This is a genomic window from Gulosibacter sediminis, from assembly GCF_023370115.1.
In the GTDB taxonomy this organism is placed as follows: Bacteria; Actinomycetota; Actinomycetes; order Actinomycetales; family Microbacteriaceae; genus Gulosibacter; species Gulosibacter sediminis_A.
Genome location: NZ_CP097160.1, coordinates 882,223 through 895,344 on the forward strand (window position 1 = coordinate 882,223; position 13,122 = coordinate 895,344).

Here is a 13,122-nt window from a genome sequence, read left to right on the forward strand (position 1 = left end):
TTCGGCTGCTTCGCGAACCAGACGATGAGCGCGCCCGCGACGGCGACGAGGCCGATGCCCGCGATTGCCTGCGGCGACATCGCCTGGCCGAGCAGCACGAAGCCGACGAGGCTGCTCAGCGCCGGGTCGACCGCGAAGAGCACGCCGATGATGCGCGCCGAGGTAATGCGGCCGGCGATGGTGTCGACCGAGAACGGAATCGCGACGCCGATCACGGCCGAGAGCGTGAACAGCCAACAGTCGGGGCCGTCGATGCGCGGCAACTGCGGCACGGCGATCGGCAGCGTCACAATCGCCGCGATCGTCACCGAGAGCGCCACGCCGTCGAGTCCGCTGCTCGCCTTACCGATGCGGTCGGCGCCGACGGTGTAGACCGCGAAGAAGAACGCCGCCCCGAGCGCGAACAGGTACCCGGCGAGGTCGAAGTAGCCGAGCGGGCCCGCCGAGATGAGCGCCACCCCGGCTACGGCGACGAGCGCGCAGAGGCCTTCGCGCAGTCGTCGCGAGCCGAGCAGTGCGATCGCGCACGGCCCGAGGAAGTCAAGCGTCACGGCGACGCCGAGCGGGATGCGGTCGATCGCGTTGTAGAGGCAGAGGTTCATCGCGGCCATTGCGACGCCGTAGACGGCGATGCCGAGCCACTCGCGCCCACCGCGCCCGCGCAGCCGGGGCCGCACGATCACGAGCATGATCACGGCAGCAATGAGCATGCGCACCGCCGAGGTGCCGTACGTGCCGTAGTCGCCGAACAGCCTCGACGAGATCGCGGCCGAGGTTTGAATTCCGAGCGAGCCGACGAGCACGAGCCCGAGGGCCCGCAGCACCGAGGTCCGGTCGGGTCCGCCATGCGTTCCTGGCTCGCGTGAGGGCGCCGCGGGGTTGGTCATTCCCTCAGCCTGGGGCGAGATTTCGGCGTAGGTTGACCTCAAGCGGATGCTCCCCGCGCGCACCCCGCGCGGGCTCGCGAATCAGGAGGGTCACGCATGACCGATTCCGACGTCATCACGATCGAAGGCCTCACGAAGTCGTTTGGCAAGTTCCCCGCGCTGCGCGGCCTCGACCTGCGGGTCGCGCGCGGCGAGGTGCACGGCGTGCTCGGGCCGAACGGCGCCGGCAAGTCCACGACGATCCGCGTGCTCCTCGGCCTGCTCCGCGCCGACGCGGGCACCGCATCCGTGCTCGGCCTCGACCCCTGGCGCGACGTCGTGCCGCTGCATCGCCGGCTCGCCTACGTGCCCGGCGACGTGTCGCTCTGGCCAAACATGAGTGGCGGCGAAGCCATCGATCTGCTCGGCTCGCTCCGGGGCGGCCTCAACGAGGCGCGGCGCGACGAACTCATCGACCAGTTCGAGCTCGACCCGAGCAAGCGCGGGCGCCAGTACTCGTAGGGCAATCGGCAGAAGGTCGCGATCGTCGCGGCCCTCGCCTCCGACGCCGAGCTGCTCATTCTCGACGAGCCCACGAGCAGCCTCGACCCGCTCATGGAGAACGTGTTCCAGGAGGTGATTCGCGAGGCGACGGCGCGGGGCGCGACCGTGCTGCTGTCGAACCATATTCTCGCCGAGGTGGAGCAGCTTGCCGACCGACTCAGCATCATTCGCGACGGCGTCACGGTGCGCGCGGGCACCCTAAACGAACTGCGGGCGCATGCCCGCACCGAGGTGCGCGCGACGCTCGAGCGGCCGATCGACCGGGCCGCGCTGCACGGACTGCACGACGCGCACGTCGACGGCGCCCGGCTCACCGCCGCCGTCGACAGCGATCGCGTGAGCGATGCCTTGGCGCGCCTCGCGCCGTACGGCATCGTCGCGCTCACCGTCGAGCCGCCGTCACTCGAGTCGCTCTTTCTCGACCTGTATGAGGACCGCTGATGAGCGCGCTCACCGGCGCGGGCACCCTGCTGCGGGCCAACCTGCGCTACGACGGGCGACGCTTCGCGCCGTGGATCGCGATCGCGACGCTGCTGCCAGTATCGTCGGTCGTCGCGTACCCCTGGGTGTTTCCGGATGCGGCGGAGCGCGCCGGGCTCTCGGCCGTCATCGACGGCAACCCGGCGCTCGGGCTGGTGTTCGGGCCCGTGTTCGACCTCTCGACCAACGACGGCTTCACCTCGTGGCGCTCGCTCGCGCTCGGCGGCTTCCTCGTCGCGCTCGGCGCGATCCTCACCGTCACCCGCGCCGCCCGCGGCCAGGAGGATTCGGGGCAGGCCGAGCTACTCGCCTCGGGCGCGCTCGGCCGTGACGCTCGCCGTCGCGGTGGCGGTGATCGGCGCGCATCCCGCCGTCTCGCTCGCCGCTTGGGCCCGCGTGCTCGTCTCGTTCGTGCTCACGCTGCTCGGCCCGACGTTCAAGCTGTGGGACTGGGCGCTCGCGATCAGTCCCTTCTGGCACGTGCCGAGTGTGACCGACGCGAACGCCGACTGGTGGGGGCTACTCTGGATCAGTCTCGTGACGATCGCGCTCACCCTGGTCGGCGTCGTCAGCTTCCGGCGCCGAGACATCGGAAGGTAGGCATGGCACGACCGACACTCGCCGCGCTCGGCCCGCTCGCGCTCGCGGCGGCGCTGTCGCTGAGCGGATGCGCGGCCGACTCGGGCGCGCAGGTGCGCCAGCCGCCGACGGATGCGGGCTTCGACTACCAGCTCGGTGGCGCGTACGACCCACCCGAGGGTGTGACGGTCGTCGAGCGCGACCGCACGGCGGAGCCTGCCGGGCTCGGCTACGACATTTGCTACGTGAACGGCTTTCAAACCCAACCCGAGGCATCGGAGACGTTCGCCGCCGAGCATCGGGAGCTGCTCGTGACGGCGGGTGGCGAGCCGCTCATCGACCCCGGCTGGCCCGACGAATTCCTCTACGACACCTCGACCGAGGCGAACCGCGCCTGGATTGCGGAGCTCGTGGGCGAGGAAATTCACGACTGCCAGGCAGCCGGGTACGACGCCGTCGAGTTCGACAACCTCGACTCCTACCTGCGTGCCGACGGGGCGCTGACCGAGGCCGACAACGTCGCCCTCGCGAGCACCTACGCGCAGCTCGCACACCAGGCGGGCCTCGCGGTCGCGCAGAAGAACGCGGTCGAGCTTGCGAGCCAGCTGCGCGACGTCGGCTTCGATTTCGCGATTACCGAGTCGTGCGCCGAGTTCGACGAGTGCGCCGACTATGCCGACGCGTACCCCGTGGTACTCGACATCGAGTACACCGACGAACTCGGCGAGGCCGGTTTCGCGGCAGCATGCGAGGCACCCGATCGCCCCACGACGATGATCCTGCGCGACCCGAAGCTCGTGGCGGCGGGCGACCCCGACTACGTCTTCGAGGCCTGCCCGCAGTCGTGAATCGGGGGAGTGGGGCCCGTTAGCTCGCGCCGGGCTGCAACGCGAGGCTGTCGCGGTAGAGGTCGATCGCGAGCGCGACGAGCGCGGGCGTGAGCGGGTGCGCATCCTGCGTGCCCCAGATGAGGTGCACGCTGATCGGCGGCGCGTCGCGAATCGGGCGATACGTGATGCCCTCGCGCCGGTATTGCGCCGCCGTCGCCTCCGAACTCACCCCGGTGCCCTCGCCGGCCGCGATCATCGCGAGCCAGTCGTCCATGCCTCCCGTGGGAAGCACGCGCGGTTTCGGTTCGCCGTCCCAGAGCCCGGCATGCGTCGTGCCCGAGGCTCGGTCGACGAGCAGGGTGCGCTCGCGCAGCTCGTCCCACTTCACGCTGCGCCGCCGGGCCCAGGGGTCGTCGGAGGACAGTACGGCGAAGCGCCGCTCGTAGCCAATGAGGGCGTGCGGCCAGGGCCCGAAGCTCACCGGGTCGCGCACCACCGCGATGTCGCAGAGCCCCTGGCCGAGGCCACCGTTGGCGAGGTTGTGGTGCACCAACCGCAGCGTGGTGCCGGGATGCTCGCGCTGCCACCGCCGCTGGAAGGCCTGGGTGCGCGCGCCGAACGACGACCACGCGTGGCCGAGGAGCACAGTGTCGGCGCCCGACGCCGCCTCGCGCAGCAGCTCATCCACCGACGCGAGGGTGGCCCGCGCCCGCGGCAGGATGCGCGTGCCCGGGGTCGTGAGCCGTACCGAGCGGCTGTTGCGCACGAGCAGCTGTACGCCAAGCGCGCGCTCGAGCGAGCTGATGTTGCGCGACACCGCGGCCTGCGACACGTCGAGCTGCTGCGCGGCACTCGTGAAGCTACCGGCATCGACGACGGCAACGAAGTGCTGCAGGTGCCGCAGCTCGAGGCGATCTGGGCCAAACACATCCATACGCTCAGCGTATCAATGGCCGTTCAATTGCATTTTGCGTAATGATGGCGCGACCGTAGCGTGGGCAGCATGGCCCGCAGCCTGTCCCCGCAGCATTTGCCGACCGCGCCGGTTCCCGCTCCGATCGAGAGCACGGGGCGGCAGCGGGCGACCGGCGTGGCGCTCATGCTCACGGCGGGGACCTCGACGCTGTTCGGCGCCTCGTTCGGCGCCCTCGCGTTCCCCGCGATCGGCCCGGTGGGCGTCGTTGCGGTGCGGCAATGGGTGGCGGTGATCGTGCTCGGCGCGGCGGCGCGGCCAAAGTTCTGGCGATTCCGGGCCTCGCAGTGGCGGCCGATCCTCGTGCTCGCCTTCACGTTCATGCTCATGAATCTCTGCGTGTACGTCGCCATCGACCGCATCGGGCTCGGACTCACCATCACCCTCGAATTTCTCGGGCCCGTCGCCGCGCGAATCGAGAGCGGCATGCCCCAGCCTTAGGCAAAGTAGCCCATCGCCATGCCGAGCAGCGAGCACATGGCCCAGCCGGCAACGCCGTAGTGGAACATCGTCCACACCACCGAGTCCTGCAGCGCCGCGGCGCTCTGCGGGTCGGCGTCGGGCGGCGTCATGTACTGCGTGATCGGGCCGGTCACCGAGTAGAACAGCATGTCGATGTCGATGTCGACGCCGGCGGCGTGCGCACCATGGAGTACGCGACGCTCATCTTCGCCCTGCCGGTCACGATCGTGGCGCGGCTCGTGATGGCGGCGTTCCAGAAGGTGTTGCGCATGTAGAGGGCCGAGCGCGAGGGCGGTCGCCTGCGCCGCCGCACGGTCGCGGCGACCGGCGGCAGCGTGCCCGAGAAGACCTGTCGCCAGCGGCTCGCGAAACTGCGCGGTACTTGAACCGGACCAACCAGGGCTCGTCCTAGCACTCGGGGAATTTCCCGGCAGAAGTGGTATCGCTCCCCGCCCTCGAACGGCGTGCAGCCGCACGAAAATGTTCGGATTTACGCATGCTGGGGTCGCGTTCAGCCCCGTGCTGCAATAATTGAATGCCATTTACCGCTTCAACGCCGAACCCAGAATGGAGCAGTCCAGAATGACCACCTTTGCTGTCATTAACCCCGCCACGGGAGAGACTCTTGCCGAGTACCCCGACGCGACTGCGGCCGAGATCGAGCAGGCGCTCGCATCGACGCAGCAGACCTACCAGGAGTGGTCGCGCAAGACCACGGTCGCCGAGCGGGCGAAGCTCGCGGTGCGTCTCGGTGAGCTGTTCGAGGAGCGCCAGGAGGAGCTTGGCGCGATCATCAACCGCGAAATGGGCAAGCCGCTCGACCAGTCGATCGGCGAGGCCGAGTTCTCGGGCGCCATCTCGAAGGCGTTCGGTGAGAACGCCGAGAAGTGGCTCGCCGACGAGGAGCTCGAGGTGGAGGACGGCCTGCGCTCGTTCTTCCGCTTCCAGGGCACCGGCGTGATCCTCGGCATCATGCCGTGGAACTACCCGTACTATCAGGTCGCCCGCTTCGCCGTGCCGAATCTGATCCTCGGCAACACCGTGATCCTCAAGCACGCGGCCCAGTGCCCCGAGTCGGCGCTCGCGCTGCAGCAGCTCTTCCTCGACGCTGGCTTCCCTGAGGGTGCCTACGTCAACGTCTTCGCGACGCACGAGCAGCTCTCGGACATCATCGCCGACGACCGCATCCAGGGTGTCTCGCTCACGGGTTCGGAGCGCGCGGGCGCGATCGTCGCCGAGCAGGCCGGCAAGCACCTCAAGAAGTGCGTGCTCGAGCTCGGTGGGTCCGACGTCTTCGTCGTGCTCGAGGGCACCACGAACATCGACCGCGCAGTGCGCCACGCTGTCGGTGGCCGCATGGAGAACACCGGCCAGGCCTGCAACGGCTCGAAGCGCATCGTCGTGCACGAGTCGGTCTTCGAGGAGTTCGCGCAGAAGTTCAAGGAGGCCATCGCCGGCCAGTCGTACGAGAACGGCGACTTCGGCCCGCTCTCGTCGGCCGGTGCGACGAGCACCCTGACCAAGCAGGTGCAGGGCGCGCTCGACCAGGGTGCCGAGCAGCTCGTCGGCAACAACACGCCCGACGGCAACCTCTACACGCCTTCGGTGATCACGGGCATCACGCCCGAGATGGACGTCTACAGCCAGGAGCTCTTCGGCCCCGTCGCGCAGCTCTACAAGTTCTCGACCGACGACGAGGCGATCAGCCTTGCGAACTCGTCGCCGTACGGGCTCGGCTCGGCCGTGTTCTGCGACGACGAGGCGCACGCCGAGGCTGTCGGCAACCAGCTCGACGTCGGCATGGTGTTCATCAACGCCACCGGCCTCGAGGGAGCCGACGTGCCCTTCGGCGGCGTGAAGAAGTCGGGCTACGGCCGTGAGCTCGGCAAGGTCGGCATGCTCGAGTTCGCGAACAAGAAGCTCTTCCGCTTCGCCGCGAAGAAGTAGCGCACAACGGAAACGGCCCCGGAATCCACGCTGGTGGGTTCCGGGGCCGTTTTCGCTTGCTCGGCGACGCTAGTAGCGCACCGGCTCGATGCCGAAGGCGCGCGCGAGGTGGTCGATGCGCTCGGCGCGCTTGAGGCGCGGCAGGTCGCTGCCGTCACGCACGATGCGGCCGCGCGCGTCGAACTCGGCGATGAAGTCGCGCGCCCAGCCGACGTCGGCGGGCGGCGGGCTCAGGCACTCGTTGATGACCGGCAGCTGGTTCACATCGAGGCACAGCTTGCCGGTGAGGCCGAGGCTGACCGCGGTTTCGGACTGATCGCGGATCACCGGGTGGCTCTTGCTCACGGTCGGGCCGTCGATCGGGCCGGTGAGGCCGGCGATCGCGCTCGCCGTCGTGAGGCGCGAGCGGGGGTAGGCCATGGCGAGGTCCGACGCCTCGGTGCCGGTGTCGCGGCGGTAGTCGCCCGAGCCGAACGCGAGGCGGAACACGCCCTTCGCCTGGGCGATCGCGACGGCCGACTCGATGCCGAGGGCCGACTCGATGAGCGGAATGACGGGGGTGTTCCCGCCGAGGCGGTCGAAGGTCTCCGAGACCTCTTCGGGAAATTCGGTCTTCGCGAGCATGACGCCCTGCAGGCCCTTTACCCCGGCGAGGTCGTCGACGTCGCCCGCCCAAAACTCGGTGCTGCGGGGGTTGATGCGCACCCAGGCCGAGCCGCCGCCGGCGAACCACTCGAGCACATCCTCGCGCGCCTCGTTCTTGTAGTTCGGGTCGACGCCATCCTCGAGGTCGAGGATGAGCTGGTCGGTACGGGATGCGCGGGCCGAGTCGAACTTGTCGGTCGAGCGGGCAGAGAGAAGTAGCCACGACCGCGAGATCTCCGGAGGAACCTCGAGTTTCTGCTTCGGCGAGTTCGACATGCATTCCCTTTCGTGAGAGTGGCCCGACTAGCAAGCCTAGCCAACATGGGCCCGTGAGGGCAGCAGTGTTGGGCCAGCGATACGCAAGCCGCATCGCCCCTTTCGCGCAGCGGGGTGATGCGAGGCGGGGGTTACGCCTTCGCCTCGTTGCGGCGAACGACCTCGGTGATCCAGATCGGCGCGAACGGCGACGTGCAGTTCGGGGGAGTCGGGTAGTCCTTGAGCACCTCGAGCCGCTCGCCAATGTCGATGGCTCGCTCGCGCAGCTCGGGGTTCGCGATGCCGATTTCGGCGAGGGTCTGGTTCATCGCCCACTGCAGGCGCTCGGGCGCATCCCGCATCTCGCGCTCAATCTGGTCGAGCAGTGCTGGCCCGTCGATGCCCTCGGGGCTCTTCACGACGCGCTCGCTCGTAAGTGCCCACCCGGCGCTCGCGACGACGGCGTCCGCGTCGGCGAACCATTCCTCGCGCAGCGATTCCGAGTGCTTGCTCTTCTTCACCACGTAATTGACGATCCAGTCCTGCTCCTTGGGCGTGTTCGCGCCCCGCAGCCAGTCGTTGAGCTCGGCACGGTCGAACTCGCGCGGCTTGCAGATGAGGAGCGCGAGCAGGCGGCCGTTCGGGTCTTCGGTCGCCCAGAGTTCGCGCGCGAGTGGTTGCTGCTTTTTCACGCGCTTCGCGATCGCGCGCAGCTTCGTGAGGTTGACCGAGTGCGCGTCGCCATGCTTTGCGTTGATGGCGGCCATCTTCGGGTCGCTGATGGTGTCGAACTCGGCGAGCAGCGCGGGCACGTTCTCAGTCATGGCGGTCTCCTCGGGGCTGGCCTGGGTGGTTCACCCTCAGCCTAGTAAGGCACGGCGGTTGCTGGGGGTTGACCTGGGCTAGGTTCCATGGTTAGTTAGTTGAGTAATGAACCACGGCGGTGGTGAACCCATCGCCTTGACCGACCGGAGGTGACATGCTCGACGATTCCAAACCGCTGTTCATCGCGGTGGCCGAACAGATCGAAGATGGCATTCTCGACGGCACCTACGCCGAAGACAGCGCCGTCCCCTCTACCAACGAACTGGCCGCATTTTTGCGGATCAACCCGGCCACCGCCGGCAAGGGACTCAACCGCCTTGTCGATGCCGGCATCCTCACGAAGCGCCGCGGCATCGGCATGTTTGTTGCCGTCGGCGCGATCGACCGCCTGCGGAGCCGTCGCAAGGACGGCTTTCGCGAGCAGTACATCCGGCCGCTGCTGCGAGAAGCCGCGCAGCTCGGCATCCGCCCCGAAGAGATCGCCACCATGATCACGGAGGAGACCACCTCATGAACGCTATCGAACTCACCAATGTCAGCAAGCACTTCCGCGACGTCCACGCGCTCGACGACGTCTCCGTCACCCTCGACGAGCACCGAATTTACGGTCTGCTCGGCCGCAACGGTGCGGGTAAGACCACCCTGATGAAGCTGCTCACGGGGCAGCAATTCGCGACCTCCGGCAGCGTGCGGGTGTTCGGCGAGAACCCCGTCGAGTCGGCGCGCGTGCTGTCGCGCACCTCGTTCATCCAAGAGAGCCAAAAATACCCCGAACAGTTCCGCGCGAGCGACCTGCTCGACATCACCGCGGGGCTTTACCCCGAGTGGGACGCCGACTTCGCGGCGCAGCTGGTCGAAGACTTCCGCCTGCCCGTGAAACGGGTGATCCCGAAGCTCTCGCGCGGCCAGCTCTCGGCCGTCGGTATCATCATCGGCCTCGCCTCGCGGGCACCGCTCACCATCTTCGACGAGCCGTACCTCGGCCTCGACGTGATCGCGCGCCGGTTGTTCTTCGACCGCCTGCTTGCCGACTTCGGTGAGCATCCGCGCACCGTCCTGCTCTCGACTCACCACATCGACGAGGTCTCGAAGCTGCTCGAGCACGTCGTGCTGCTCGACGAGGGCCGCGTGCTCGCCGACGCCTCGGTCGACGAACTGCGCAGCGCGGCGACCGAGGTCTCGGGGCGGGCCAGCGACGTGCGCGCCTTCGCCGCCGACCGCGAGACACTGCAGCTGCAGACACTCGGCAGCCTCGCGACGGCCGCGGTGCTCGGCGACCGGGGCGAGATCGTCGCCGCGGCATCCGCCGCTGGGCTCGACACCGCGCCCGTGTCGCTGCAGGACTACATCGTTCACCTCACGACCTCGGCGGCGCCGGGCGCCGTCACGGCAGGAAAGGAGTAGCCATGCGCTACAAGAGTGTCGTCAAAATGCACACCGTCAACCGCATGCAGACGTACGGCTGGCCGCTCGTGATTATGCTGATTGCGATGGCCTTCGTCATCGCGATCGGCCTCACGGTGCACTCGGTGTCGGACGCCGAGGGCGTCGAGGGCATGAACAATGGCATGCGCTTCAACGGCGCGATCTTCACCGTGCTCGGCCCGATCGTCATGCTCGGCTTCATCTCGATGGGGCAGTACTTCCCGCTCGCCCTCGGCCTGGGGCTGACCCGGCGCGAATACGTGCTCGGCACCTCGCTCGTGTTCCTCGGCTACGCCGTCGTGTTCACCGCGATCGTGCTCATCGGCAAGAGCATCGAGCTCGCAACGGACGGCTACGGATTGCGGGTTCGGTTCTTTGATGTCGCGTACGTCGGCTTTGGCCCGCTGTGGCAGACGGCGATTCAGACTTTCCTTATCGCCATGAGCGCGATGCTCGTGGGTGCGGCGTTTATCTCGGGCTACTTCCGCTGGCGCCAGACCTTCATCTGGAGCTTCTTCGTCACCGTGGCGGTAGTTGGCCTCGCCGTCGCGATTCTGTCGATGCGGTCGTTCGAATTCGCGACGTGGTTCGGGAGCCTCTTCACCCTCGACTGGTGGGCATACATGCTCACCCTCGCCATCGTTGCCGTGGTCTCGGGCGTGGCCTGGCTCGTGCTCGTGCGGCGCACCCAGCTGCGCTAGCACGAGGCCTGCGAAACTGGCGCCCGGGCGGGTCATGTGCCCCGCCCGGGCGCCAGTAGTGTGAGCGGGTGAGCTCCAGTCAGAACTTCGACGCGGTGTCGGTGCAGCAGCGCACCATGTGGGTGCTCGTGGGCATGCAGGTAATCGGCATGATCGGCGTGGGAGCGGCGCCTTCGGTGGGCATCCTGCTCGCGAATGAGGTCACCGAGAATGAGGCCGTCGCGGGGCTCGCCCGAAGCTCTACCACGCTCGGCGCGGCGCTCTTCGGCCTGCCGCTGGGCAGCCTTGCCGCCCGCTTCGGGCGCCGCACCGCGCTGACCCTCGGCTGGTTCGTGGCCGCGTTGGGTGCCGGCCTGCTCGTCCTTGCCGCTCAGGGGGCGCTCGTCGTGCCGCTCTTTCTCGGGCTCTTTGGCATTGGTGCGGGCACGGCGGCCGGCCTGCAGTCCCGCTTTGCCGCGACCGACCTCGCCCCCGCATCCGCGAAGGCAAGGTCGCTCGCGCTCGTCGTCTGGGTCGGCACGCTCGGGTCGGTGCTCGGGCCGAACCTCGGTGTGCCGGGAGCCTGGCTCGGCGAACGGCTCGGGCTCACGGTGTTCGCGGGCGCATTTCTGATCGCCGCGGTCTGCCTCGCGGTCGCGGCGATGGTGGTCTGGTCGCTGCTGCGGCCCGATCCACTGCGCACGTTGCAGCTGATGGCGCCAGCACCTCTTGCGAGCGACACGCACCGTGGCACGCGGCTTCGGCTCGTCGCGGCTGAAATCCGGCGCAACCCGCAGGCCCGCTACGCGCTCATCGCCATCCTCGTGGCGCAATCGGTCATGGTCGCGGTGATGACGATGACGCCGGTGCATCTCACCCATCTTGGCGACTCGGTCACCATCATCGGCATCACCATCTCGCTCCACGTCGCGGGCATGTACGTGCTTGCGCCCGTCGTTGGCTGGTGTGTAGGGTGGTTCGGCCACCGCGCCACGATCGCGATCGGCGTGGTCGGCCTTGCCGCTTCGTGCATCGTCGGGGCACTGCGCCCCGGCGACACGAACTGGGTCGTCGTCTCGCTCGTGCTGCTCGGCGTGGGCTGGTCATTCGTCAACGTCGCCGCCTCGGCACTTTTCAGCGGGGTAGTGGCGGACGCGCACCGCGCGCAGGCGCAGGGCGGCGTGGATGCGCTCGCGAACCTTTGTGCCGCGGTCGCCGCCTTCGCGTCGGGGCCGCTCATGGCGGCCACGAGTTTCTCGGTGCTTGCGCTCGTTGCCCTTGCGCTGTTAGTTCCCCTCGCCGTGCTCACGGCGGCGGGGCGTCGAGTCGCTCGCTAGGCTCCGCGCAGATCTCGTCGGGCTCGTGGCGGGCGCGTGTTGCCTCGGTTACGAGACCGAAATTAGTTCCAGGTGCTCGGCGTCGCCATCGGCGAGGAATTGGGCGCTCGAGTAGGCGCCGGTGAGATTGATACGAATCTCGATGCTGCCCCCGCTCTGGCCGAAGTGGTCCGAGTCAACGTCGCTGATGGTTGCCCTGGTGATCGACACCGAGATGTCGTCCTCGGCCACCTCGCCGATTTCGGGGTTCGCCTCGACGAGCGCCTCCGCAACGAGCGACTCGATGCCGGCCCAATTGACTTCTCTGAGGGAGAAGAATTCCGCCGTGGATTCCGGCTGGGACGAGTACGGTCCGTCGTGCTCAAACCCACCAGCGCGAATCGTCCAGCCGTCGGTATTGGTGGTATCCGTGCCGATCGGCGCGTTGACCGAGATGATCGCGCTGCCGAGGTAGACCGACTCGACGAGGTCGTGCCCGAGTTCGTCTTCGAGCTTCGGAATGATGAACCCAAGGTAGTCCGAGTCCCAGTTGTTGAGGGTGAGTTGCCCCTGTTGCAGCGCGAGCGCCGTGTAGCTCACGAAACGCGCGTTCGGCAGCACGGCGATTGCGAAGCCGACGATCACGGCTACCGCAAAGAGCACGCGTCGGCCGGCGCGGCCCTGTTTGCCGCGGCCGAGCACCGGCTTTCTCCGGGTGCCATCGTCGCGCACGATGCCGTCGGGAGCGACGCGCAGTTCACCCGCCGCGGTGGCGTCGGGAATCTCGAGCCCTCGGGTCTGCTCGAGCGCGGTACCTGCGGCGGCAGCGTCATTGGCGAGCAGCGCCAGCTCGGGGCCGTCCTCAGTGAGCACGGCGGCTGGGTGCACCGTGCCCTGTTGGAACAGGCCGAGGTCGGTCAGACGAATGACCTTGCGCAGTTTCGTGCGGTACGCGAGACCGTGGGCCGAGCGCACGGTTAATTCCAGTTCGCACAGCGGCTGGTCATTCAGCTCGGTGCCGGTGGTGCGGATCTTGTCGATGCGCGCGACGGCGCCGCGTCGCTGCCGAAGCGCCGTTTCAATCAGCTTCGGCGCGGCGCTCGCCATGCCGACGTCCGACACCGAAGCGAGGATGATGAGGATGCTGGCGAGCACCAACACCACCATCCCGACGGTGAACGTCCACGTAAACGCGTCCCAGGCACCGAGCAACGACATGGAAATGGCGGCGAGCACCATCCCGAACGCAATGAACCAGATAACTCGCAACACGAT

Annotated in this window: 14 protein-coding genes and 2 pseudogenes; 9 read left to right on the forward strand and 7 right to left on the reverse strand. The window is 68.1% G+C overall.

Annotation, left to right across the window (positions count from 1 at the left end; genetic code table 11):
- Positions 1-80: 80 nt before the first annotated feature.
- A pseudogene (locus M3M28_RS03995) lies at positions 81-887 on the reverse strand (EamA family transporter); the annotation flags it as partial.
- Positions 888-983: 96 nt separating this feature from the next.
- On the opposite strand from M3M28_RS03995, the pseudogene M3M28_RS04000 reads away from it, so the two are divergent.
- Positions 984-1,871, forward strand: a pseudogene (locus M3M28_RS04000) (ABC transporter ATP-binding protein).
- 46 nt (positions 1,872-1,917) lie between these two features.
- On the opposite strand, the gene M3M28_RS04005 reads toward M3M28_RS04000, so the two are convergent.
- Entirely contained in the window at positions 1,918-2,172 is a 255-nt protein-coding gene (locus tag M3M28_RS04005) for a hypothetical protein (RefSeq protein ID WP_249387539.1), read from the reverse strand.
- A gap of 65 nt (positions 2,173-2,237) precedes the next feature.
- On the opposite strand from M3M28_RS04005, the gene M3M28_RS04010 reads away from it, so the two are divergent.
- Entirely contained in the window at positions 2,238-2,510 is a 273-nt protein-coding gene (locus M3M28_RS04010) for a hypothetical protein (protein ID WP_249387540.1), read from the forward strand.
- 2 nt (positions 2,511-2,512) lie between these two features.
- Positions 2,513-3,337, forward strand: coding sequence for an endo alpha-1,4 polygalactosaminidase (locus M3M28_RS04015; RefSeq protein ID WP_249387541.1), 825 nt, complete (start codon positions 2,513-2,515; stop codon positions 3,335-3,337).
- Positions 3,338-3,356: 19 nt separating this feature from the next.
- Here the strand turns inward: M3M28_RS04015 and M3M28_RS04020 are convergent, their stop codons facing one another.
- Positions 3,357-4,253, reverse strand: coding sequence for a LysR family transcriptional regulator (locus tag M3M28_RS04020; protein ID WP_249387542.1), 897 nt, complete (start codon positions 4,251-4,253; stop codon positions 3,357-3,359).
- Positions 4,254-4,322: 69 nt separating this feature from the next.
- On the opposite strand from M3M28_RS04020, the gene M3M28_RS04025 reads away from it, so the two are divergent.
- Positions 4,323-4,733 (forward strand): EamA family transporter, encoded by a 411-nt coding sequence (locus tag M3M28_RS04025; RefSeq protein WP_249387543.1) that lies wholly within the window; start codon positions 4,323-4,325, stop codon positions 4,731-4,733.
- Here the strand turns inward: M3M28_RS04025 and M3M28_RS04030 are convergent.
- Entirely contained in the window at positions 4,730-4,903 is a 174-nt protein-coding gene (locus M3M28_RS04030) for a BCCT family transporter (RefSeq protein WP_431193855.1), read from the reverse strand. The genes M3M28_RS04025 and M3M28_RS04030 overlap by 4 nt on opposite strands.
- 433 nt (positions 4,904-5,336) lie before the next feature.
- Between M3M28_RS04030 and M3M28_RS04035 the strand changes: the two genes are divergently transcribed.
- Complete coding sequence (locus M3M28_RS04035) at positions 5,337-6,701, forward strand: NAD-dependent succinate-semialdehyde dehydrogenase (RefSeq protein WP_249387544.1); 1,365 nt, start codon at positions 5,337-5,339, stop codon at positions 6,699-6,701.
- Positions 6,702-6,770: 69 nt separating this feature from the next.
- Here M3M28_RS04035 and M3M28_RS04040 read toward each other — a convergent pair whose 3' ends face one another.
- Both M3M28_RS04040 and M3M28_RS04045 read right to left on the reverse strand, forming a co-directional pair.
- Complete coding sequence (locus M3M28_RS04040) at positions 6,771-7,622, reverse strand: HpcH/HpaI aldolase/citrate lyase family protein (protein WP_249387545.1); 852 nt, start codon at positions 7,620-7,622, stop codon at positions 6,771-6,773.
- Positions 7,623-7,753: 131 nt separating this feature from the next.
- Positions 7,754-8,425: a DNA alkylation repair protein gene (locus M3M28_RS04045; protein WP_249387546.1), complete on the reverse strand. Its 672-nt coding sequence runs from the start codon at positions 8,423-8,425 to the stop codon at positions 7,754-7,756.
- Positions 8,426-8,580: 155 nt separating this feature from the next.
- On the opposite strand from M3M28_RS04045, the gene M3M28_RS04050 reads away from it, so the two are divergent.
- The 4 genes from M3M28_RS04050 (at position 8,581) to M3M28_RS04065 (ending at position 11,868) form a co-directional block, all read left to right on the forward strand.
- A complete protein-coding gene (locus M3M28_RS04050; RefSeq protein WP_249387547.1) occupies positions 8,581-8,940 on the forward strand; it encodes a GntR family transcriptional regulator in 360 nt (119 codons plus the stop codon).
- Entirely contained in the window at positions 8,937-9,830 is an 894-nt protein-coding gene (locus M3M28_RS04055; protein WP_249387548.1) for an ABC transporter ATP-binding protein, read from the forward strand. Before M3M28_RS04050 ends, M3M28_RS04055 begins: the two co-directional genes overlap by 4 nt.
- Positions 9,831-9,832: 2 nt before the next feature.
- Complete coding sequence (locus M3M28_RS04060) at positions 9,833-10,552, forward strand: hypothetical protein (protein ID WP_249387549.1); 720 nt, start codon at positions 9,833-9,835, stop codon at positions 10,550-10,552.
- A 68-nt stretch (positions 10,553-10,620) separates the two neighbouring features.
- Positions 10,621-11,868, forward strand: a complete 1,248-nt coding sequence (locus tag M3M28_RS04065) for an MFS transporter (RefSeq protein WP_249387550.1) — start codon at positions 10,621-10,623, stop codon at positions 11,866-11,868.
- Between the two features lie 48 nt (positions 11,869-11,916).
- Here the strand turns inward: M3M28_RS04065 and M3M28_RS04070 are convergent, their stop codons facing one another.
- Complete coding sequence (locus M3M28_RS04070) at positions 11,917-13,119, reverse strand: hypothetical protein (protein WP_249387551.1); 1,203 nt, start codon at positions 13,117-13,119, stop codon at positions 11,917-11,919.
- Positions 13,120-13,122: the final 3 nt, after the last annotated feature.

Excerpts from the sequence above, each read along its gene's own strand:
- M3M28_RS04015 (WP_249387541.1), top strand. The coding sequence starts at position 2,513 with ATGGCACGACCGACACTCGCCGCGCTCGGCCCGCTCGCGCTCGCGGCG.
- M3M28_RS04040 (WP_249387545.1), bottom strand. The coding sequence starts at position 7,622 with ATGTCGAACTCGCCGAAGCAGAAACTCGAGGTTCCTCCGGAGATCTCG.
- M3M28_RS04035 (WP_249387544.1), top strand. The coding sequence starts at position 5,337 with ATGACCACCTTTGCTGTCATTAACCCCGCCACGGGAGAGACTCTTGCC.
- M3M28_RS04050 (WP_249387547.1), top strand. The coding sequence starts at position 8,581 with ATGCTCGACGATTCCAAACCGCTGTTCATCGCGGTGGCCGAACAGATC.
- M3M28_RS04030 (WP_431193855.1), bottom strand. The coding sequence starts at position 4,903 with ATGCTGTTCTACTCGGTGACCGGCCCGATCACGCAGTACATGACGCCG.
- M3M28_RS04055 (WP_249387548.1), top strand. The coding sequence starts at position 8,937 with ATGAACGCTATCGAACTCACCAATGTCAGCAAGCACTTCCGCGACGTC.
- M3M28_RS04020 (WP_249387542.1), bottom strand. The coding sequence starts at position 4,253 with ATGGATGTGTTTGGCCCAGATCGCCTCGAGCTGCGGCACCTGCAGCAC.
- M3M28_RS04045 (WP_249387546.1), bottom strand. The coding sequence starts at position 8,425 with ATGACTGAGAACGTGCCCGCGCTGCTCGCCGAGTTCGACACCATCAGC.
- M3M28_RS04060 (WP_249387549.1), top strand. The coding sequence starts at position 9,833 with ATGCGCTACAAGAGTGTCGTCAAAATGCACACCGTCAACCGCATGCAG.
- M3M28_RS04025 (WP_249387543.1), top strand. The coding sequence starts at position 4,323 with ATGGCCCGCAGCCTGTCCCCGCAGCATTTGCCGACCGCGCCGGTTCCC.